This is a genomic window from Pseudomonas sp. BLCC-B112, from assembly GCF_028550695.1.
Lineage (GTDB): Bacteria > Pseudomonadota > Gammaproteobacteria > Pseudomonadales > Pseudomonadaceae > Aquipseudomonas > Aquipseudomonas danubii.
This window is the reverse complement of sequence record NZ_JAQQGK010000008.1, coordinates 255,924-278,199: the sequence shown is the minus strand read 5'-3', so window position 1 is coordinate 278,199 and position 22,276 is coordinate 255,924. Positions and strand designations below refer to the sequence as shown.

The 22,276-nt window shown below is 55.9% G+C and carries 17 protein-coding genes, 1 tRNA gene and 2 pseudogenes; 11 read left to right on the top strand and 9 right to left on the bottom strand.

Going from position 1 to position 22,276, the window contains the following annotated elements; all coding sequences use genetic code 11:
- Positions 1-2: 2 nt before the first annotated feature.
- From PQT43_RS22230 to PQT43_RS22215, 4 genes and pseudogenes are all read left to right on the top strand, one after another.
- Positions 3-87, top strand: a tRNA-Leu gene (locus PQT43_RS22230).
- Positions 88-262: 175 nt separating this feature from the next.
- A pseudogene (locus PQT43_RS22225) lies at positions 263-1,012 on the top strand (DUF927 domain-containing protein); the annotation flags it as partial.
- Between the two features lie 93 nt (positions 1,013-1,105).
- Positions 1,106-2,083: a chromosome segregation protein SMC gene (locus tag PQT43_RS22220; protein ID WP_336314628.1), complete on the top strand. Its 978-nt coding sequence runs from the start codon at positions 1,106-1,108 to the stop codon at positions 2,081-2,083.
- A gap of 313 nt (positions 2,084-2,396) precedes the next feature.
- Positions 2,397-2,822, top strand: a pseudogene (locus PQT43_RS22215) (histone-like nucleoid-structuring protein, MvaT/MvaU family).
- A gap of 103 nt (positions 2,823-2,925) precedes the next feature.
- Here the strand turns inward: PQT43_RS22215 and PQT43_RS22210 are convergent.
- From PQT43_RS22210 to PQT43_RS22170, 9 genes are all read right to left on the bottom strand, one after another.
- The gene (locus tag PQT43_RS22210) at positions 2,926-4,392 is read right to left on the bottom strand and encodes a phosphoribosyltransferase-like protein (protein ID WP_272754582.1); all 1,467 of its coding nucleotides are present in this window, start codon (positions 4,390-4,392) and stop codon (positions 2,926-2,928) included.
- A 64-nt stretch (positions 4,393-4,456) separates the two neighbouring features.
- Positions 4,457-6,010 carry an SAVED domain-containing protein gene (locus tag PQT43_RS22205; RefSeq protein ID WP_272754581.1) on the bottom strand — a complete coding sequence of 518 codons (1,554 nt, stop codon included), beginning with the start codon at positions 6,008-6,010 and terminating at the stop codon, positions 4,457-4,459.
- A gap of 6 nt (positions 6,011-6,016) precedes the next feature.
- The gene (locus PQT43_RS22200; protein WP_272754580.1) at positions 6,017-6,916 is read right to left on the bottom strand and encodes a CBASS oligonucleotide cyclase; all 900 of its coding nucleotides are present in this window, start codon (positions 6,914-6,916) and stop codon (positions 6,017-6,019) included.
- Positions 6,916-7,416 (bottom strand): HORMA domain containing protein, encoded by a 501-nt coding sequence (locus tag PQT43_RS22195; protein WP_272754579.1) that lies wholly within the window; start codon positions 7,414-7,416, stop codon positions 6,916-6,918. Before PQT43_RS22195 ends, PQT43_RS22200 begins: the two co-directional genes overlap by 1 nt.
- The gene (locus PQT43_RS22190) at positions 7,413-7,892 is read right to left on the bottom strand and encodes a hypothetical protein (protein WP_272754578.1); all 480 of its coding nucleotides are present in this window, start codon (positions 7,890-7,892) and stop codon (positions 7,413-7,415) included. The genes PQT43_RS22195 and PQT43_RS22190 overlap by 4 nt, the downstream gene beginning before the upstream one ends.
- On the bottom strand, positions 7,889-8,854 hold the full coding sequence (locus PQT43_RS22185; RefSeq protein WP_272754577.1) for an AAA family ATPase: 966 nt from the start codon (positions 8,852-8,854) through the stop codon (positions 7,889-7,891). Before PQT43_RS22185 ends, PQT43_RS22190 begins: the two co-directional genes overlap by 4 nt.
- A gap of 1,137 nt (positions 8,855-9,991) precedes the next feature.
- Entirely contained in the window at positions 9,992-11,260 is a 1,269-nt protein-coding gene (locus tag PQT43_RS22180) for a DUF4062 domain-containing protein (protein WP_272754576.1), read from the bottom strand.
- A gap of 362 nt (positions 11,261-11,622) precedes the next feature.
- Complete coding sequence (locus PQT43_RS22175; RefSeq protein ID WP_272754575.1) at positions 11,623-12,090, bottom strand: hypothetical protein; 468 nt, start codon at positions 12,088-12,090, stop codon at positions 11,623-11,625.
- A gap of 105 nt (positions 12,091-12,195) precedes the next feature.
- Positions 12,196-13,080, bottom strand: a complete 885-nt coding sequence (locus tag PQT43_RS22170; protein WP_102860386.1) for a LysR substrate-binding domain-containing protein — start codon at positions 13,078-13,080, stop codon at positions 12,196-12,198.
- Between the two features lie 104 nt (positions 13,081-13,184).
- Here PQT43_RS22170 and PQT43_RS22165 point away from each other — a divergent pair, with 104 nt between their 5' ends.
- The 7 genes from PQT43_RS22165 (at position 13,185) to PQT43_RS22135 (ending at position 21,854) form a co-directional block, all read left to right on the top strand.
- Positions 13,185-14,429 (top strand): MFS transporter, encoded by a 1,245-nt coding sequence (locus PQT43_RS22165; RefSeq protein ID WP_102880824.1) that lies wholly within the window; start codon positions 13,185-13,187, stop codon positions 14,427-14,429.
- A gap of 140 nt (positions 14,430-14,569) precedes the next feature.
- Positions 14,570-15,571 carry a taurine catabolism dioxygenase TauD gene (locus tag PQT43_RS22160; protein WP_272754574.1) on the top strand — a complete coding sequence of 334 codons (1,002 nt, stop codon included), beginning with the start codon at positions 14,570-14,572 and terminating at the stop codon, positions 15,569-15,571.
- Between the two features lie 55 nt (positions 15,572-15,626).
- Positions 15,627-16,802, top strand: a complete 1,176-nt coding sequence (locus tag PQT43_RS22155) for a pyridoxal phosphate-dependent aminotransferase (protein WP_267268845.1) — start codon at positions 15,627-15,629, stop codon at positions 16,800-16,802.
- A 44-nt stretch (positions 16,803-16,846) separates the two neighbouring features.
- The gene (locus PQT43_RS22150; protein ID WP_253084919.1) at positions 16,847-18,751 is read left to right on the top strand and encodes an FAD/NAD(P)-binding protein; all 1,905 of its coding nucleotides are present in this window, start codon (positions 16,847-16,849) and stop codon (positions 18,749-18,751) included.
- Between the two features lie 27 nt (positions 18,752-18,778).
- On the top strand, positions 18,779-19,369 hold the full coding sequence (locus PQT43_RS22145; protein WP_162884085.1) for a cysteine hydrolase family protein: 591 nt from the start codon (positions 18,779-18,781) through the stop codon (positions 19,367-19,369).
- Positions 19,370-19,382: 13 nt separating this feature from the next.
- A complete protein-coding gene (locus tag PQT43_RS22140) occupies positions 19,383-19,808 on the top strand; it encodes a cupin domain-containing protein (protein ID WP_102860381.1) in 426 nt (141 codons plus the stop codon).
- A gap of 84 nt (positions 19,809-19,892) precedes the next feature.
- A complete protein-coding gene (locus tag PQT43_RS22135) occupies positions 19,893-21,854 on the top strand; it encodes an aconitase family protein (RefSeq protein WP_253085028.1) in 1,962 nt (653 codons plus the stop codon).
- Positions 21,855-22,276 lie beyond the last annotated feature (422 nt).

The window sequence follows — 22,276 nt, the reverse complement described above, 5'->3', positions numbered from 1 at the left end:
GAGCCCTGATGGCGGAATTGGTAGACGCGGCGGATTCAAAATCCGTTTTCGCAAGAAGTGGGAGTTCGAGTCTCCCTCGGGGCACCAAGTACATACCTCAAGATGCCGCTCAATACATCTTGAACTCAAAAAAACCGGCCACTTGAGCCGGTTTTTTTGTGCCTGGCTATTCGCCTTTCTATCCCCTCCTCTTCTGTACTCCTGCTTCCCAGCTTGCAAGGCTGGAGCCTGAAACTAGGAACACCGCGACCTGGACGAAACCGGCATGTTCGACGTGCTGAACGGCCAGGAATAAGCAGCCAACCTCTCCGACGCACTTACAGCCAGGATCACCAAGCACTACGGCACGCCCATCATCGCCTTTCTGGAAGCGCTGTGCGCGCTAGGAGAAATGCTCAGATGGTCAGTGATCGTTCGTCGCCCCCTGGAGCAATTCATTACCCAAAGCTTACCGACCTCATCCAGTGGCCAAGCCCTGCGCTTCGGCCTCGCAGCCGCAGCAGGCGAGTTGGCCACAGCCTTTGGTGTCACCGGATGGCCGGATGGCACCGCCGCCACCGCGGCCCGAGTCTGCTTGCACGCATGGCTAGCCGAGCGTGGTGGCGCCGGAAACTTCGAGGGCGACGCGATATTGGCTCGACTGAGACAGGTGATCGAGCGCTTCGGGGAAAGCCGCTTCACCCGCTGGGAGTCAGCCGCAGCAAAGATCGATGAGCACGGCCCCCGCACCATCGACCGCCTGGGCTTTCGCAAAACGCTGGAGCACGGCATGGGCGACACCATGCACACCACCAACACCTATTACGTGCTGCCCGAAGCGTGGCGCTCCGAGATCTTCCGGGGCATGAACATCAATGCTGTGAACAAGGAACTGCTGCAGCGCGGCGTGCTGGAACCGGCCAGCGACGGCAAGGCATCGAGTCTGGTTCGTTTGCCCGGCCTCGGCCCTCAACGCTGCTACATCGTGAAGACAATTCCGGGAACGGACGGAAGCGAGGCTCGGGCTGCCTGAGGGCATCTCTGCAGTTAGAGGTAACGCCGGCTCATTACCGGCCTCGCCAGCCGCTCATTCAACCCACACTCAACTTTTGAAGGAACAAGACAAATGAACGAATTCCAAGCCTCCACCGAACAACACGAATTGCTGGCCAGCGATCCAGATAGCCATGGGACAGGGCTTTCACTGGCCGTAGCAACCTCCGGCGAAGTGATCAGCATATGCGAGAAGAAGCGGGTATTGCTGGACGAAATTGCAGACCTGAAGATCCGTCGCGATAGCCTCTTGAGGGAGGCAGCAGAGCACTACGTTCATATAGAACCATTAGAAGCGCTGTTGGAAAACGAGGAGGAACTCGACGCAGATCGGTTGTACGAAACTCGAAAACAGTACAACACCCTCAAAATCCCTTACGACTCCTGCAAGACACGCGCGGGTAACGCAGAGGCTCGGATTCAACGGCGTGAGAAACTGGTCAATCACGAAACCCTAATGGCAGGTTACACCGAGTCGATGGATAACTGGAAAGCCGACGAACAAGAGCTCAACGAGAAACGCGAAAGTCTTAGCACCCGCTTGGCACAGATCCAGCACCAGGCGGAAGAGGACATGGCCAAGTCCCGGCGAGCCGAAACCGATGCCGCAACCGCCTATGCACAAGCCGTGGCATGGGGCGATACGGAGGGTGAGAAAACCGCCAATGCCGACGCACAAAAGGCTGCGAAAAATCTGGCGACTGCGAGCGAGCACCATCGCCGGCAGCTTCTGATCATTGCCGCGCTGGAGCAGGAGCTCGTTATCGTGGATCGACATATCGACGAGGCGCAGAGTGAATACAGTTCGATCCAAAAAACCGCGATATCGCTCGCCCGAACAGTGCTGGAAGAACAGTGGAACGAACAAGCACAAGCGCTTATGGATAAGGGCGCCAAGCTGTGGGCAGCCGAAGGAATGCTTGGTGGGGAACACCTCACGTTGATGAAGCTGGTGATTCCAACCAAAGGCGAAGACTTCTACAACTGGACCTGGCGTGAGTTGTCGGATCGATTCGGCAATTACAACGTGCAAGACATTCTCTCGCTGTAACGCGCTGAACCACCGAAACAGCCTACGCAGGTAGGCTGTTTAACCTCCGCAGGCTACAAAATGATCATTCAATTTGACCTTAGAAACACCCCCAACTGGAAAGTCCTACTGAAAGCACGAATAGTCTCCTTAAAGGAAATGCTGGAATTCGTGGAAAAACCCTGCATAAAAACGAAAGTCGAAATTCTCACCGTAAAACTGATCAAGTCAGAGATCATTAGCACCCAAGAGTATTTGAAACTACCAGAATAGCGCTGAACTTGTGAGCCGCACGCACATTCAAACTATCATCAAACAAACACAGGAAACAAACATGTCAAAACTTGCCGAATACCGTCAGCTGGAAAAACACCTAGATGAGCAACATCAGGCTCTGGAAGCCCTGTAAGGCGACTCCGGTCTGAAGAAAGAAAACGAGTTCGAGACCAAGCTGCGTGGGCTGCTGGACCAGTATGGTTTCAGCCTGAAGCACATTATCAATTTGCTGGATCCGCAAAGCGGCAAGCGCGGTCAAGATTCGACTGCGACACCCGACACTCGTAAACCTCGGAAGCTGAAGACTTACAAAAATACGCACACCGGCGAAGTCGTAGAGACTAAAGGTGATAATCACAAGACGCTGAAAGAGTGGAAAACCGAGTACGGCTCCGGCGAAGTTGAGAGCTGGCAAAAAAACAAGATCGCTTCATCTGGAAAAAGGGCCCAAGCGGCCCCTTTTTACAACATCACTGCAAGCTGACTGCCTGCTCACAAATTTTTATAGTTAAACCGATCGCTTATCACGAAAAAACCAAAAGCCGCCTCGACCAATAGCAGCGTTTAGTTCAGACCGTATATTGAGCTCAACCTTCAGATGAGTGAGGAAAAACCTTATCAGCTTCCTTACGTAAATCATCGCAAAATTGATCATACTTGGCAGGATCTAAAAACTCATCAATAAACTGCACAATTCTTTCGGAGCTTGCAAGCACTGGACCTTTCCTGATAGTAGCCCTTTCCACTTCATGCAGCCATTTTGCATCTTCAATATTTGAGTAATTATCTGGCAAATCAGGAAACCGCTCTTTGCTGGCATATATTCTCTCGATGTCAAGCATCGCAATAAAGCTAGGTTTTAGATGCATAACATGAACTTCATTTAAATCATTTAATCTTGCAGAAGCCCGCTTGGCATACGTATCGTTATCAAGAACGAAAATTGCGTGCTTTTTACTTGTTTGCAAAAGATCAAGAAGCTTCGTTGATTGATACAGACCACCTAACGCGATGGCATTCACATTCCCAACATTGATTCTTCGTGAAAGGTCCTGCTTGCTGAGAAAGTAGTCAACAAAGATTTCGTCTACTTTGCCCTCTACAAAAAGCGTAAGCTCAGCCGTTTTACGTTCAATTATAGGATTAACAACGGTTTTCGCACCAGCAGCCTTTTTGCGTTCGTCTTCGGCGCTTTTGAGCACTTTGGCAGCACCTGGAATTTTTGCTGCGCGTGGAAATAGTGGAAGCCAACCTTTGCTATTACTCCATATTATAGGCAGGGACGTATTGGGAGTATTATGATCAAAAACCAACAACCCTCCCAACTCCATAAACCCCAGACTCGAAGTTGAAACAACCCTACAGTAACGCTTTATACTTTCAAGAGCTGCACTTCGCTCCGACATTGGCATACCTTGGTAAAATACAGCATCTAAATTTGCTACGGTATCTCTTACATTGTATTCCAGCGCTGTTACTACGGATGCTCCCGTTTCGTCTATAACATGCTTTATGCCTTCGTCATATCCTGCAACCGTGAGGACAAAAATATTTCTCGAGCGAGAGAGCGAATAGACTTCTTCAGCCACCCGACTTACTTCTTTGGCGATAGTTTTTCCTGACCCTATAACGTCATCAACTAGAACAATATTTTCGATTTTTGAAAGATCTAGCTGATCTTCCTCGTCACTGGAAACGAAGCTGTCTTCGGGGATGTCGGCGGTGACCCTATAATGATATGCTATTAAAGCTCCGCTTTTTGCTGAGCTACCAACAGCCGCAAATAGCGTATTATTTCCCTTCATGGGAAACCCTTTTTCGGAAATTTTTCTAACAAGTTTTGTATGAGCAACTTCCAGCGCCGACCTAACTTGAGCAGAGCCTAGCACGTCGAGATGCTCTATAATTTTAACAGCCAACGAGTAATCATCTTTATCAAACTGCAGCACCCATTTTATTGCATGATCCAGAGATATTTGAATCGGCCATTTCTTTATCGCCGCTTCGATTCTCTCAACAAGACTACGAAGATTAGAAGGTAGCGCACTTATCATATTTACTCCCTGTTTGTAATTGGCTGCTAACTACTGATCAGTATCGATGAACTCGCTTAGTCGACTAGATTGCGAGGGGCACGGCGGCGACTTCCGGGTAAGCGAGTGAGGGCTGATAGGAGTTGTCCACCTGAAACCCAAAATCGAATTCATAAATTGTTAGCGGTTTGAGCATCGCCACCTGGCGCCCCAAGTAAAAAGTAAAGGCGTTTGGGGCTGCGATGAAAAGATGATAACGCTCAAGCCGCGAGCTTGGGCGAGCATCACGGTCAGCACGAACTTTTGTCGCCAACTGCTCTGCCAACGCATTTGCGTGGGCACCGGAGGCGACCGACTGCGCCGACACGCCGGCACTGGGTCTGGCGACCAGTAACCGACGCAACTTCAGCCCGCTATGCCCGAGGTAGTGACGCACGGCACCTTCAGTATTCCGGGTGACACTTATCGCACAAGCAGTGCCCTCCCCCTCAGGATCAAGTTCGTGCTCCTCAAACACCCATGTCGAATGCATGGACGACAGAGGCTCATCATCGGCCGCCCAGATCTTCAATACCGGCGACCGTTGCTCAAGCTCGACCAAGCGCCCGGACTTGGTATCCAGCACGACGCCTGCGGCAAACGCCAATGTCACGTGCGCTTCGATCGCCAACCGAATACGCCCCTCAGATGTCGGTAGCCTGAGCAGGAACTCCCGTAGTCTGGGCAGCAGCGAGTCGCGCCAAGCATCGGTGTTGCGAATACTTCGTTCATCAAACTCTGGCACCAGGTCCAGCACTTCGACACAGCGGTTGTCCAGGCGGTCCAAGGCATGCTCGAAGGTTTTAACGCCGAAGGTATAGACAGGGTTCACTGGTTTGCTTGCCAGCAGACCTTCTTGGGCGCACTGATCCCAGAACGATTCACGCGTGTACTCGGTCCGCTGATGACCTACCCACTCGAAGATATTAGCGTCATAGGGAGTTGTACTCGCGTTGGGGGCAGGGCGAATCAATCCATTGGCCCGACAGGCCTGATCAAGCAACTCACGGAGCCCGTCAAGCGAATCGCGGGTCAAGTGAAATCCGAGCCGGCCACACAGCTGTTTAAGTTCATCTTCGTCGATGCCCAGATGCTCAGCCCACAGCTTTCTCAGTTTCCCCCTGGCACTGCGCGGCGTACTGCCATCGAACAACTGATTCACGTCCACGTTCAGCGAGCGCTGCCGAATATGCCGGTTGAGTATGTCCTCCGCTGCGACGCCGTGATTAGTCACCAGAATCAGCTTTGAGACCTGATCGTTCGCCGCATCGTGAAGGTGGGCGTCCAGCGCACGTTTTAACAGCGAGGTAGTTGTGGCGTTGATGTACTCGGGGGTCGTCAGATCGACGTGAGTGAATGATCCAGGCACCGCGTGCCATTTGCATTGCATCCGCACAAACCGCAGCGCCTGTCCAACATGGTCCGGCGGTGCCTTGTCTGGATCGTATTCAATCCAAATGTCATCAAAACCTTTTAACCCTGACTCAAAGCCGACCCGTAATACATTGCTCTCAGGATCCAGCAAGCGCGCGGCGTGCAGCCAGAACATCCGCGCCTGAAAAACATCGCCATCACGGCGCGTGATAACTGCTTGTGCCATAGCGATTCAACTCAGTGGGAACATGGGACCAAGCAACGCGCGCCAAGCCTTCAGGGCTTCGCCGTTCTTGCCTTGGCGCACCAGGTGGATTGCCTGTCCCGCCTCTTCGGCTGCTTGACGCAGCGCCCGCTGCGCACTGGCCACCCGCTGCGGATCCATTGAGTTGCTGATGGGCGGTCCCAGCTCGGCCGGATCCGGCCAGACTTCGCCGATCCGATCAGCCAAGGTGGCGAAGAAACTCTGAAGCTCGCGGTCAAACTGTCCGCCCCACCCTCCATACAAACTCTGCAGCGCCATTACCTCGATCATGAACGAGGGTTTGACCGGTTTCTCGCCGTGCTTTGGGTTGTTATTCCAGTATTTGACCATCCGCACCAGACCTTTCCACTCATTGCTATAGGCCTGATGGGCGTTCGTGGCTTTCTCAGCGTGCTTTTTGGGGTTCGTCTTGATCCACTTACCCGTATCATCGTCTGGAATTTCGTAGTCCTCACCGCAAGCGAACGCTGGCACCACGTCGATACTGAGAATTTTATAATCGGTCTTGTCGTCCTCTTTGACCTCGACCCCGAAGTCAACATTGATCGAGCGATTCTGGCGCCGCACTCCAGCCTTCCCATATTTGTCGATCAACGCCTTTTCATAATCGTCAAGAACCACGTCAGCGGACTTGTTCCGGTAATGCTTTTCAGACTCCTTCATCACAAAGAAGATATCGATATCTTTGAGTGGTTTGGTCTTGGTGTAACGGGCGTAAGAGCCAGTCAGAAAATCGTTGTCGATGGAAAACTTCGAACGGACGAATTCACGAATTTCAGTATGACGCTCGCTTGCGTTCTTCTGCTCCTTGTCGTTGAGCTCCAACCGACTCTTGAACTTGCGAAACGCCTCATCGATTGTCAGCATCAGGAACTTCTCCAGTAAGTGGTATTCGCGCCCAGACCGTTGTGTTCAATAGTGGTACCCAAGCTCTGACGTACAAAACCCTCGGTTGATCTCAAGTTGCAGGTGCTCCACCCTGAGACCTCCGGTCGACCATTGGCAGTGGTGACCACCACACGGTAAGAAGCATCGGACGGCATCACGCCAGCCTTCTTGATCGCATACTTCAGTTGCTCTGTATCGGTCCAGAAGCTACCGGCGGAACTGTCCCAGGTATACGACACGGCGATATCCCACCGGGTAATCAAAGCGTCAGTCTTCGGGTGGTGGATCTCGAGAATCACTAGTTCGAGATGTTTTGAATCGATCCACGCCTTGATTCCCCGATGCAGGACATCCCAATCCCCCACTAGCCCCGCCGGATCCAGGCCGCTGCCCCGGAGGATGTCTTTCAGGCTCTTGAGAATATTATCGGTCACGTAGGTGACGGATTGGGTATAGGAATAAACCGAGACGGTCGTCATGATTTTAAGAACCTGTCGACGTCAACGGTGAAGGCGCTATCAGTCGCCGCTTGGGTCCCGGAGGACTCGTCCCCTAGACCTTGAGTCATGTCACGGGCAGTTATGCGAGAGCTTTTGGCTTTCAGCGCCCGTTGGACCCAGGCCAAATCGTCTTCCGGACATGGTAATGAAACCGCCCAATCCCCCTTAAGGGCATCGTGCCCAAGCCGATCCTCTTTCTCGTCCCCGACAGCAAGCGCATCATCGTCATACAGGCAGTAGATCCGTGTGCGTGGTCCGTCACAGGTGACCACGATTGCGGCATCCTTCACTGCCTGCTCCGCAATTATCGAACTGGCAACGCCTGACACGGAAAGCAGTTCGTCACGTTTCTCGCCCTGCTCGCCTTTGGTCAGCAGATCGACGATAAAGCTCCATGTATCGGCCGTGCTGCGCTGAGGCAAACTTCGAATGACGCGACTGACTACCGAACTCATGCGGGCTTCCTCCTTAAGCGAGCTGCCTTGGAAGCTCTGGCCGCCTGCAACAGATCTGCCACCTTCAGCTCGTCGGGCTTGAGTGCGACCTCCTTACGAAGCGTCATCGCGCTGGCAACGAGCTTACGAATGGCTCGGCCATCCAGGCCAAAAACCTCTTGCAGGACATCAGCGAAGCCCGAGGCCTGAGGCAGTTTGGCAACTGCGGGAAAAACCTTGCCCAAGCCGGAAAGGCAGGATGTCAATATCTGCCCACACGCCTCGAGATTGGGGAGCGGGATTTCCAGCACCAAATCACAACGTGAGGTGAACGCTTCATCTACCGCCTGCGGGAAATTTGAGGTAGCGATAAACAACAGATTTTTATGTGACTCGGCGAGCAGATCCAACTGAACCAGAACGGCATCCGTCGCCCGGTGGATGTCCACCGGATTTGCACTCAGGCTGAGCTTGCTGCGGTCAGCGGCAAGAGTTTCCACTTCATCCAGCAGCACGATGGTGGGGCCGGCCATCGCCGCCTCAGCGATAGTCTGACCGAACAGGTCTGAAACCGCCTTCTGGGTTTTCCCCATCATGGCGCTACCCAACGCATGAGGGTCGACTTCAATCAGGGAAAACTTCTGATTGGTAAAAATTTCTGCTGTTTTGTGGGCTAGTCCTCGGGCCAGCGAGGTCTTACCAGTCCCAGGCTCGCCGACCAATAAAATCGTTCCGTGCAAGGGCAGGATGGTACGCGAGACCGCCTTTCGTACAGTGAAATTGATAACCGCCTGACCGAGTAACTGATCCTTTATACCTTGGTCAAGAAAGATAGAATTCCACAGGTCGCCCAGTGGGGGGGACGGTAATGTGACTATCTGATGAATTCCCTTGGGTAATTCTCCGAGTGATGACATCGCGGCCCAGCCCTCTCTCAGCGAGCACCAATACGGTGCCAGTTTATCGACAGCGCGCTCCAGCATGAGGTCGGGAGCATAGATTTGCGTACGGCATGCGGAACTCGACGGTTGCTAGACTGGAAAAACGGATCCAAAGCATAGTGCTGATCTTGCCTCACCATGTCAATTTGACATAACACCAAGCTTTCTGCCCGCCGCGAGGGGCAGCTACGTGTATGGGTCGAAAGCGGTCGTTAATGAAGGGTTACTTATGGCCGATAGCTGCACGTAATGAACGGCGGCTACGGGCCGGTAGCCTGCTGTAGCCAGAAATGAAACTGTCCACTGACCATTAATCATTGCTCCTAGGTAGAGGAGGATCAGAAGGAATCACCGCTTCTGATCGGCTATATCAAAACCTTCAGTCATCCTTCTAAAGCGTTACACCAGTTGGCCTAGTAACACACCTTATGACTGGAGAAAAAGGCGGTGTTACTCATAAAATATTACGTAAATACAACAAGTTAGTATCAACCGTTACACCAGTAACATGAGTAACACCGCTTTAAGAGGGACACGTATACCCCGCTCCCCGGAAGCGTTAATCCCTCCAGCGAACGCCAAGCGCAAGTCCCAACATATGCCGGGGCCCCTAAGGGTTTTATTAGGACACGGGGTCGGAAACCCGCAGGACTGTGTTAGCGACAAGGTGCACAGCTTAGTGAACTGGTGAACCGGGTGAATACACAGTTCACCAGTGCAAATGCACAAGTTCCTGAGAGGTTGCCAGGGACCCTGAGCAAATCTGAAAGACACGGGGCAGATAACCCGCCACACCTGGTTAGCAGCTGAGTTTTCTACGTTGGTTGACAGGTTGATGTAGTTGACACCGTTCCCGAGGTTGGCCGGGCTCAACCGTTCGCTATTAACCACACAATGGTCCACTTTTACCGTTGCGGTAACGATGCTCTTTTCTCTTCAACATCCTTTCAATTTCAACGTCGAAATTTCAGTAAGCTCGAGGAGCTGTCGCTACCAAGACCTCGCGGGTTTCCGACCCCGTATGGAGCCAAAATCCTCAGGGGCCCCGGCCAGTGTTCACTTGAATCTAGCTCTGCCAAAGCACCCACTCAAGGTGGGGCGGTACGCTCAACATTGGACGTTTCGGCATCAAGATGAATTCAGCTACCAGCGTGGTTATGAGTCCATAGGGATGTCATGTCAAAAAGTAAAGTTGGACATGAAGCCATCCGCCGTGGCCATAACGGACTTAAAGCCATATTTAGTTAGCGTCAAATCATCTATTTTTGTTAAATAAGGTGAAACGTAGATAGACTCATGTTTTGGGTTTCGACCCTGCAATAGGGTTTGAACGTTACCATCCCTCAACGAGTGCCCTATCACCACTATTTCATTATGCGCGATTAGGTTTTTAATTCTTTCAAAAACCGATCTTTGTGCCACACGAGACAAATCGTCGCTGGTTAGGATTAGCGTTTGCGGTTCCGTTACTGAGCCAACGAGCTTATAAATCGTAAGCCCATTAAAGTCATCGCTAACAGACAAATCAAATGGATGTACAACGCGATAAGTTACACCTTGCAACTCACTGGCAAGCTCAAATAGTCTGTCATAGTTCGTGGTAACGATACTTCTGAAGGCACGAACTGCCTTCATATGTGCCGGGGTTGGTTGAACCGATTGAGGTGTATCGAGTACCTCTTTAATACGGTTTTCCAATCCAGCTCTTCCCACAACAGACTCGTAGTAAGCGGCAAGATCACTGAAGCTATGAACCATCAGCTGGGTCGTGTCTTGCTGTGGCCCCCATAGATCGTTTGCCAGAATCCCCATCAAAACCATAGCTGTCGGGTAACCGGCTGCGATGGACATGCCCGCTCCCGCGAGCAATACCTTCTCAGTGCGCGGTTTCAACATCGCGGCCCCAGGAGGTTGTACTAGGGCGAGTGTACCGACACTGGATGTTTCATCGGCACGTCTGACTAACTGTTTGAGCAGTGCATCGGTGAATAGGCTGTTAATTGACGTTGCCACCTTACTAGCAAGTTCATCGGCCCATTCAAAATCCTGTCGGAACACGCCAGTGGCCCAGTCAGATACCTCCCTACGTAATGAGTCACGCTTAACATCGACAGCAGCGCCGTAACGGAGCTTTTTCATGAATGCCAATACAAGCTTAGAGCCACGACGTGCAGCTTGTAATTCAAGATGAGTTACCGAGAGACCAGTCCCCGCACCATAACCACTGTCTGGCTCCCAACCGTAACGGTCGCCAAGGATCACAATGAACAGATGACATTGATCTATCTCTGAATGGATAGAATCCCAGCTTGAGCGGCCGACTGGAGGCATATCCTCGGCATTGATCGGTTCAATCCCCATGGATTTTAATTGCTGCACGACCGCACGACGCTCGTTACCCAAATCTTCCATGGTGCTACTGATAAATGCGCGCAGTTTGTTAGCCACTGGCTTTCCCTGTTTAAATAAAAATTCGCGAAAGACTAGCAGAAGACGAAGAAAACGGCGCCGAGTCAACTGCAATAGCAAACTGCCTATGCCCTGCGTGGCGGCCGCTCGCAAACCACTTCAGACGAAGTGAGACCAAAGGGTTTGCAAGGTTCCCCCCTCACTACTCATACCAGGTAGCAAACGTGATCATGTATCCCTACATGTATCCCTAGGCAGAAAACCTCTCTGGAGGCCACGAGTTTACTGGAACGCTCCAGTCTGCCTCGGCACCAAGTACATATCTCAAGATGCCGCTCAATGCATCTTGAACTCAAAAAAACCGGCCACTTGAGCCGGTTTTTTTGTGCCTGTCCGAATACCTATTCGCTCTGAATCGGCCCCTTGGTTCCGGCATCGGTATCCATCCACACATCTTCATTCTTCAGGCGTCGATCACCTTGAATGGTGAACAGCAGCGTGCCCTGACGAAATTGCAGAGCGCCATCCGTGCGTTTGGCTTTGACCTCTTTGCCGTTCACCCACACATGCTCTTTGGCATCGATATGAATGGTGGCGACTGTCGCGCCAGTATCGCTTTTGGCCGTCCACTGTCCGGCGTAGGGGGTCTGTTCCTTGGCGCTGTCAGCAGCAGCGGCGGGGGTGTAAGGGTCGGCAAATCCGGCCTTGGCGTTTTCCGCCTTGCTCTTGTGGATGTCGCATCCCTGAAGCTCGGTCATTTGGGTACAGCCCGATTGCTCAAGCTGCTGGCGATACTTTTCATTGATGGCATGGGCCGGGGACTGGACAAACAGCAAAGCCATCAGTGCCGGCCAAACGAACTTGTTCATTGTGTGCTCTCTTCTGATCAAATCTCTGTGCTTAACAATAGTCCGGCTGCAAACACCTGTTAGGCAAAATCGGTCTGGCAAGGCTTGTGCTCAAGCCGTCCCTCGTCAGTAAACAATCTCACTGCGGATGGCCTGTATCACGATGTTCGACAGCCGCTCGGTCAGCGGGTCCGGGGTTGCCTCTCGGCGATGCAGCGTCAAGGCGATTGAGGGCAAGGCTGGCAAGCCGCGGTCGCCGGCCTGCAGCAGCTCGGTACCTGGCTGCAGGCCCAGGGCCGTGCGAATGGTGTAGCCCAGGCCAGCTTCGGTCGCCGCGGATAGGCCATTGAGGCTGGAGCTGGTGAACGACAGTAACCAGGGAATCCCTTCGCGGTTGAGCGCTTCGGTGGCCATCGAATGAAAGGGACAAGGCGCGTCGAACGCGATGATCGGCAACGGTGTGCCGGACTCGGCGCGCCAGTCGAGGTACTGGTGCGATGAGCCGATCCACTGCATGGGCAGGTCCGCCACCACTTCCTGATACCCGGTGGTCCGCTCTGCCCCCCAGGCCACGGCGAGATCCAGGGAGCCGTTTTCGATGCGGCTGAGCAGATCGCCATTGCGCGCGATGCGGGCTTCGACCCGAACATCCGGATGGGCCCTGGCGAAGCGGCCCAGCACCGTGGGCAGGAAGCTGCCCAGGTCTTCCTGAAGCCCCAGACGCACCCAGCCTTTGAGCTTGAGCTCGGACACCGCGGTGATGGTTTCATCGTTGAGGCTTAACAGCCGCCGGGAGTAATTCAGTAGCACTTCCCCGGTGTCCGTGAGTGCCAGCCTACGACCGGCCTTCTTGAACAAGGGCGAACCCGCCTGGGCTTCGAGTTTCTTCAACTGGGCGCTGATGGCCGATGTCGAACGAGCGAGCTTTTGCGCCGCCTTGGCAAAACTGCCCAATTCGACCCCTGTGACGAAACTGCGCATGACATCCAAATCGAAATTTACTGGTCTCATGACAATCCTGTTTTTTGGGACTAACACGCAAAATTATTTGATATTCGAGACGATACTCCCATGAGAGTCTTTTGCCCCACAACTATTTAACTAGTGGGATTCTTATGCCTGTAGATAACGGTCACCGTTGGAAAGTGCTTGGCGTCGGCGTTGCGGCCAACGCCAGCTTTTCCAGTGTGGTGGGTGGACTGCCCGCTACAGCGGTCTATATGCGCGCCACCTATCAGCTGGACAACGCTGAGCTGGGGCTGGTCCTGGGGGTGCTCGGACTGGGCATCGCCATCAGCGAAATTCCCTGGGGGCTGCTCACCGATCGCTGGGGGGATCGTCCGGTTCTGCTGACCGGGCTTTTGACCTCCGGCATCGCCTTGCTGATCCTGGCCATGCTGGCCTTTTATGCCCCCACGGTGGTCCTGCTGGCGGCGGGGCTGTTCACCGTGGGCCTGCTGGGCAGCAGCGTCAACGGCGCCAGCGGCCGGGCCATCATGGCCTGGTTCAAGGAAGGCGAGCGCGGGCTGGCCATGAGCATCCGGCAAACCGCTGTACCCGGGGGCTACGCCTTGGGCGCGGTGGTGTTGCCCTACCTGGCTCATACCTACGGTTTTATCGAAGTATTCACGGCATCGGCGCTGTTCTGCCTGGTGGCCGCCCTGTTTGCCTGGTTATGGCTGTATGAGCCGGACTTCTCCAGCAGCGCGGCAAAAAAACAGAGCCTGGAGAGCAGCAATAGCCCCTTGAAAGACCCGAGAATCTGGCGAATCGTCCTGGCCATCGGCCTGCTCTGCGCCCCGCAATTTGCCATTCTCACTTATGCGGCGGTGTTCTTTCATGACTTCGGCAACATCAACATCACCCTGGTTTCCGCGACTCTGGCAGTCATCCAGATTGGCGCGATCGTCAGCAGGATCTGGAGCGGGCGCTGGACCGACAAAAACAAGAACCGCCGCAGCTACCTCAAGGCCTGCGCCTGGTTGAGCACCCTGACCTTCCTGGCCTTGAGCGGGACGGTATCGGCCGCCAGCTTCTATGGCATCAGCCAAACCCCACTGGCCAGCGCCGTGATCATCGGTGTGATGGTCGTCGCCGGGATCAGCGTGTCCGCCTGGCACGGTGTTGCCTACACCGAACTGGCCACACTGGCCGGCGCCAGTCGCGCCGGTACCGCCCTGGCCATGGGCAATACCTGCGTGTTTGTGGTGCTGTTCGCAACCCCCATCGCGGCCTCCGCCCTGATGACTCATTTTTCCTGGAGCCTGGTGTGGTTGGCAGCCGCCTTCTGCGCCCTGTTGACCGTACCGCTGTTTCCTCGTGTTGAAAAAAACTACGCGCTGGAACTTGGCTCGGCTTGAAGTTGCTGTTCATAAAAGTTTCACAACTATAACGCGTGCCATACAACTTTAAGAACGGCACGCATCGCGCACTGACTTATATACGCCAACTGCCTAACCATTCGATTAACTAGTCCGATCTTATTCCATGGAGGAAACCAATGATCCCGCTATTTATTTTTGAAGCCGGTGAAAAGTCGCAACTACTGAGTCTTCTTGAACAAGTCCAGCTATCGCCCTACAAGAACTACAGCGACTTCTCAGAAGCAATAAAAGAGCTGCACTCCCAGGTTCCACAGCGTTTTGTAAAGGCCTGCCAACTCATCAGCGATGAACGCGCTCGCCATCAGCAGAAGATCCACGTGATTCGCAACTGCCCCATGGACCGAGTCATCCCCGAGTTGGACCCGGACGATCCAGTCAGTGACAAACACCTGAAAAAGAACAAGTTCATCAGCGAAGCCTTTCTCGAACTGTTCGCCCAACTGACAGGCACTCCGCTGCTGTCCTACGAAACCAGAAACCAGGGTGACTTCTTTACCGATGTCATCGCGATCAAGAAATACAGCGGACAACTCACCGGCTTCAGCGACAGCGAACTGGTGTTTCACAATGACCGCACCGCCCATAAAGTCCGGGCCGACTACATCACCCTGCTGGGCATGCGCTGCCCCGATGATGACCTGATCTACACCGGCTACATCGACGGCGCGGACATCGTGAACAACCTGGAACCCAAGCACATCGCCTACTTGCGTGAACCACACTTCTATACGGTTTTCGATGTCTTCTCACGGGACATGAACAAACAACTGAGCACCTCCGAGAAACACCCGATCCTGAGTAACCTTCACTCCATTCGCTTCCTTGACACCATGACCTGCGTGGCTGAAGAAGCACCGCTCGAAGCGCGGGATGCCTTCATTGCTTTCAAAAGTGCAATGACCCGCTCTCAATGCAAGCGCCACCGCATTCTCACCGGCGACCTGCTGACGTTCGCCAATCAGGATGGCCTGCATAACCGGGAAAAGATCGACATCCTCAATCCTGAGAGTGCCGCTGCGCGCTGGCTGTTGAAGACCTATGCCTTCAAAGACTCCCGCACTGCCGAAAGTTACGAAGCGTACTGGGCCAATAACCGGGCCGGCTGCGTCATCGACTAAGTTCACCGCTAAAACAATAACTTCATTATCAGCATGACCAGTCAGGGTGATTTAAATGCGCCTACACGCATTCTCCAAACGGGTTGAAAACCTTGAGCTTTCGGAAACTTACGCCATTTTGGATATGGTGCGCAGCCTGCGTGAGCAGGGGGAAGATATCGTCGATCTCGGCGGTGGTGAACCTGACTTCAGGACGCCCAATCATGTCGTAGATGCTGCCGTTGAAGCACTGTCAGACGGTGACACTCATTACACACCCAGCCGTGGCACCAAGGCACTGCTGGACGCCGTAGCCCATAAATACAAGACCGAACATGGGCTCGATCTGGCCGCCGACAAGAACATCATTGTCACGCCATCGGCAAAGCACGCGCTGTTCATCACATTGATGACCTTGCTGGACCAGGGCGATGAAATCATCATCCCAACCCCCAGCTGGGTGAGCTACAAGGCCATGGCGGCCATGGCCGGGGCCACCGTCAAGGCCGTGCCGCTGGACGGCAAAAACGGCTTCATGCTCGAAGCCGACGCCCTGGAACAGGCGATCACGCCACGCACCAAAGCCATTCTGATCAACAACCCCAACAACCCCACCGGCCGCGTGCTGACCCGCGAAGAGGTCACCGGGGTGGTCCAGGTGGCGTTGAAACACGGGCTGTACATCATTTCCGATGAGATCTACGAAAAGGTCATCTACGGCCAGGCCCGCCATATCAGCATCGCCAGCATCGAAGGCGCCCAGGACATCACCGTTACCATCAGCGGCTTTTCCAAAGCCTACGCGATGACCGGATGGCGCCTGGGGTACGTCGTCAGCTGCGAGCGCATTTCCAATGAGCTGCTCAAAATCCATCAGCATACCGTCGGCTGTGCGGGCTCCTTCATTCAACGCGGCGGCGTTGCGGCCCTCAAAGGTTGCCAACACCGGATAGCCGACATGGTGACCTCCTATCAAAAGCGCCGCGACCGGCTGATTGAAGGCCTTCAGAGCATTGCCGGCATCCAGTGCGTAGCCCCCGAGGGCGCACTGTATCTGTTTGCCTCCATCGCCGACCTGGGCTTTGAAAACTCCCTGGCGTTTACCCGCTGGCTGCTCAGCACCGCGAAAGTCGCGGTCACGCCAGGCACGGCCTTTGGTGAGGGGGGCGAAGGCTATATCCGACTGTCCTTTGCCGGTAGCGATGAAGCCATAGACGAAGCCATCAGGCGCTTTCATCAAGCCTTCAAATAATTGCCCGCCCTTTGAACCGTCATCACATACAAACAGGAGTCAGTATGTCTCTACGACACATCACGCCTTCGTCGCCTGCACACCGTATCGCTATCATCGGCAGCGGCCCCCGTGGCCTGTCTGTGCTGGAGCGCCTGGCCGCGCTCATGCTCATGGACGCCCCGCTCAAACAAGTCATGGTCTATCTGATCGACAGCGCGCAAATGGGCTCCGGCCGGGTTTGGCGCACCGATCAACCACGCCACTACGTGATGAATACCGTCGCCGAGGAGGTTTCGTCCTTCTCCGGGCCCTTGGACGACGGCCCGATCAGGCCGGGCGCCGGGCCGTCGCTGGCACAGTGGTGGAGCTCCGTGGACCCAGCCTACCCGGGCCCCAATGCCTATGCGCCGCGCGCGGTACATGGCGAGTACATGCAATTCGTCCTGTCGACCATCGAGGCCAGCTTCACGCCGAACATTTCGCTGCAGCGCGTACCGGCGGTGGTCGTCGATCTGCTCAACGAGGAAAACGTCCAAACCCTGGAGCTGGATAACGGGGCTTTTCTCCAGGTCGACAAGGTGGTCATCGCCACCGGGCACCCAACCCCCGAGTTGATCGGCTGGGAAAGGGAGCTGCAACAGTTCGCCCAGCAGACGACCGGGCTGGAGTTCTTTCGCGGCGACTCCGCAGCCGACATGCCGCTGTCGCGAATCCAGTCTGAGCAGCAGGTGGGGATCGTCGGCCTGGGCCTGGCGTTCCACGACATCGTCGCCGCCCTGACGGTCGGTCGTGGAGGCCGCTTCAGCGTTGTCGACGGTGTCACCACCTACATCCCGTCGCACCGTGAACCCAAGCTGTTCGCCGGCTCCCGCAGCGGCATGCTGATCCCCGCCAGGGGCCGCAACCAGAAAGGCCCGAACTTTCAGTACCAACCGCTGTGCATCACCCGCGACAAGATCGACGCGCTGCAAAAACGCGGTCACATCGAGTTTGCTGCCGAAGTGCTCCCGCTGTTGCTGGTGGAAATCAACATCGTCTACTTCGCCACCGCCATACGGGCCCAGGCGGGGCAGGCAGCCGAACAGCAGTTCAAGCATCGCGTGGCACAACAGCAACTGTTCTCGTTGCCAGCCCTGGTCGCCGCGGCTGCCGATTTCGGCGTGAGCGACCTTCCGGTCCTGGAACTGGACCGACTGGCCAGGCCGTTCCGCGCCCAAGAGTTCCACAGCCCGGCAGACTTTGCCCTAGCCCTTGATCGGGTGCTGGAAGACGACTTGTGCAGCGCCCGCGAGGGCAACGTCGACAACCCGATGAAAGCCGCCTTGGATACCATTCGCGACACCCGCGCCCTGATCAGGAGCGTGGTGGATTTCGGCCGGCTGACTCCCCGCTCGCATCAAGAAGATTTCCTGCAGTACTACGCCCCTACCAGCCTGTTTCTCACCGCGGGGCCGCCCCTTTACCGCACCGAGCAAATCCGCGCCCTGATCGCTGCGGGGGTACTGACGCTGGTGGGACCTGAAACGGTCTATGGCATCGATACCCAGCACCGCAAGTTCAGCATCGAATCCCCTCGGGTCCGTCACTCCAGGCAATTGATCGATGTGGTCATCGACGGCCGAATCCCTTCGCCGGACTTGCTCCGAGACCCGTCACCGCTGACCAGAAACCTGGTGCGGCGCGGGTACTGGACCAACTACATCAACCAGGGGATCGACGAGGCCTTCGTCACCGGCGGCGTTGCCGTCACCCCCGGCCCTTATCACCCGATCGACCGCGCGGGCCAGCCCATCAAGGGGCTCTACGTCCTGGGCCTGCCTTCCGAGCACACCCGCTGGTTCATGCAGGCCGGCAGTAGCCGCCCGGGCTTCTGGACCGACTTTGCCCAGGATGCCCACTACGTGGCGTCCGATGCACTGCAGTTGGCCTACGCCCAAGCGCCTGTGGCAATCACTGAAGTGGCCTGATCGGCCCCTCATTTAAAGGAATGAATGATGTCTGCAAACAAAGCACTGCTGGTCATGGACTTCATCAATGAAATTGTCCATCCCGAAGGGGTTTATGCCCGTGAAGGCTATTACCAACAGACCCAGGAACGTCGGGTGCTGGAAAAGGCCGCGTCGGCCCTGAACTACGCCCGCAGCAATCACCTGCCGATCATCTTTATCGTCGTCGGTTTCAACGCTCACTATGAAGGCTTCCCCCCGCACTCCCGAGTCTTCGCTCCCGCCAAGGAGCATGGCGTCTTGAAGTTGCAGACCTGGTCGACCCAGGTGCACGACGACCTGCGCCCCCGCGAGGACGAAATCGTGATCGCCAAGAGCCGGGTCAGCCCGTTCTATCAAACCAACCTGGAATTGATACTCCGCACCCAAGGCATTGAAGAGTTGGTTCTGACAGGGGTGTCGACCGAACACGTCATCCTCGCCACCACCCTCGACGGGCATGACAGGGACTTCAAGATCACCGTTCTCGAAGATGCCTGCGCGGCGGTGACCCAGGAGCGTCACCTGGCGGCGATAGAAAGAATCTCCCGCACAGCGAACATCAGCTCGACCTTCAGCTTCATCACCTCCTCTCTATAACAGGCGCACATCCATGAACCCGACAGTTTTCAATCTGCTGAATGTATCCAGCGAGCCGGATTCGATCCAATGGTCGACTCATCAACAACTGGGTCGCAGCGGCGCCAGTATTCACACGCTGTTCGAGTGCCAGGAGAGTGCCCAGCGCATTGCCCTGATCCGTTGCGAAGCCGGCGCCAGCGCCCAATCTCACCACCACCACGGCCATGAAACCTTTCTGATCCTCGACGGTGACTTTGAGGATGAAAACGGGATTTACCTCAAGGGCGATCTGGTGATTTACCCGCCAGGCAGCACCCACGCCTGGAAGTCCTCCAAGGGCGCGTTGATCTATGCCACCTGGGGAGGCGCCGTGACCGCGAAACCAGCGCCAGCCGCCGAGGCCGCCAAGCATGCCGCCTACGACAACAGCGTCTATGACGGTCGGCACTTGATCTGAAACCGTCGGCCATTTCTTTTGGGGTAAATCATGGGTTTCAAGCTTGACGCAAAGCTGCTTTTTCTAAGCAGCGATCCTTTGAAAGTGTCACGGCAGTTGGGGGGACAAACACTGACCCTCGAGGAGGCACAGCCCCTGCGCGATGACATTTCAACGGATGAAATAACGCCGATTCCGGTGCTGGCTTTCTTTGACCAGCGGCTGGGTTCATACCCCTATGTCGGCCTCAAGACGGGCCCGGTGCTGCCTATCGGCAAGGACGATGTCGCCTCCGGAGGCTTTACAGTGAGCGTGGCGGGCACCCGCTACGGCAAAGGTTCTTCCCGCGAGCACAGCCCGCTGGCGGAGAAAAAAGCCGGCATCCGCCTGGTCATCGCCGAAAGCTTCGAGCGCATCTACCGACAGAACGCCGACAACATCGGGCTGCTGACCTCCACCGACTTGTCCTTGGTGCCGCGCTTGCAGGCTGGAGAGGAGCTGGCGCTGGAGGAGCTGATCGGCAACAGGGATGCGCTGTCCACGGCCATTCTGCGCAGCGGCGGGCTGCTCAACTACGGGCGCGAACATTTGCGTCAGCAGCCGGACCAGCCCGCAGAAGCATCGCCGCAGCAGCCCACCGGGCCCCTGACTTTTGCCGAGAAGATCATTCATCGGCATTTGCTCAAGGCCCCCGGCGCCGAACGCGTCGAGCAGGGCGCCGGCATTCTGCTGAAGGCCGACTGGCGCTTTATCCACGAGTACTACACCGGGCTTTGCGCCCATTTGCTCCACGATGCCTTCGGCGAACGCTTCTCTGTGTACCAGCCGGAATCGATCCTGGCGTTTGAGGACCACTTGTCCTACAAGCACCGCAGCCCGGCGCACCTGCAACAGAGCCTGGTGGGCGAACTCGATGGCTTGTCTCAAGCCCATCGGGACTTCGTCGCCAAGCATCGACTCAGCGCCCACGGCTATCTGCCGGCCGAAGGCAGCGAGGGCATCTCCCACGCGATGATGGCCGAGCACTATGCCCTGCCCGGACAAGTCGTGGTCGGCACCGACTCCCATACCCCCCACAGCGGCGCACTCGGCTGCCTGGCGTTTGGCGTGGGCACCACCGACATGGCCAACGCCTTCATGACCGGCTCGGTCAGGACCGTGTATCCACAGGTGCTGCGCATTTCCCTGGTCGGCCGCTTGTCCGCCGGCGTGACCGCCAAGGACCTGGTGCTGGCCCTGCTGGCCGATAGCCGGATCAAAGCCGGCCACGGCGTCGGCAAGATCTTCGAATTCGGTGGCCCGGCCCTGGCGTTCCTGTCCACCGACGAACGCACCACCCTCACCAACATGACAGCGGAGCTGGGTGGTTTCAGCGGGATCGTCGTGCCCGATCAGGAGACCGTTCGTTTTCTCAAGGAGCGACGCCAGCTCGACTTCGTGCTCGAACCCTGGATGACCAGCGACCCCGAGGCGAAGTACGCCGACACGATCGTCCTCGACTGCGATCAGATCCTGCCGATGATTGCCGCTCCGGGCGACCCCGGCAACGGACAGCGCCTCACCGACCTGACCGAGCGGGTCAGGGTCGATATCGCCTATGGCGGTTCCTGCACCGCCGGCAAGCGCGATGACTTCGATCATTATTTCGAGGTGATCAACTGGGCGCTGGAAAACGACCTGCGGCTGCATCCCGAGGTCAAACTCTATTTGCAGTTCGGCACCGTGGACGTTCGCGACTACTGCGAGGAGCAGGGTTACCTGCCGGCCTTCGAAACCTTTGGCGCGCAACTGCTGCAGCCGGCCTGCGGCGCCTGCGCGAACTGCGGCCCTGGTTCATCGACCCACCAGGAGCAGATCACCGTCAGCGCCATCAACCGGAATTTTCCGGGGCGCTCCGGTCCAGGTCAGGTCTGGCTGGCCAGCCCGCCGACCGTGGTCGCCAGCGCCATTGCCGGTTACATCACCTCGTTCGGCGCCCTGCAAACCCGACACAGTGCCGCCACCTCGGCAGCCTCCAAGCCCGGCCAGCGCGATCCCGCGGACCGGCGACCGGCTCTGGTTCACTGAAAACGACAGGAGGCGGATTGATATCCGCCGTCCTTTCACCGCTGCGCGCACCAAGATCCTGCGGCGCCATCGTCAGCCGTTATGGCCAGCGCCCCAGGTCAGATAGCTCCCGAATGAGCCGCCGAAAAAATCTCAACTGATTACCGACTTTTCCTTATTACAAACTTGATCGAGATCAACGGCCGCCAACTGCCCAGCCCTAAAAATGACCGGAGGACATTGAACGCAACTACAGGCCCCCCTCCCATGAGTGAAGAATCCACCGCCCTGCCCGTGCCTCCCGCCCCAGCGCAAAACGCTCCGGCCACAACCAGCCCTGCCAGCACCAAGGCTGCTCCACGCAAAGCGGCTACGCCGCGCCCTCGCCGCCCACGCACAACCAAGACCGCCCCGGTGAAAGCCGCCGAAGCCGAAATCAACGC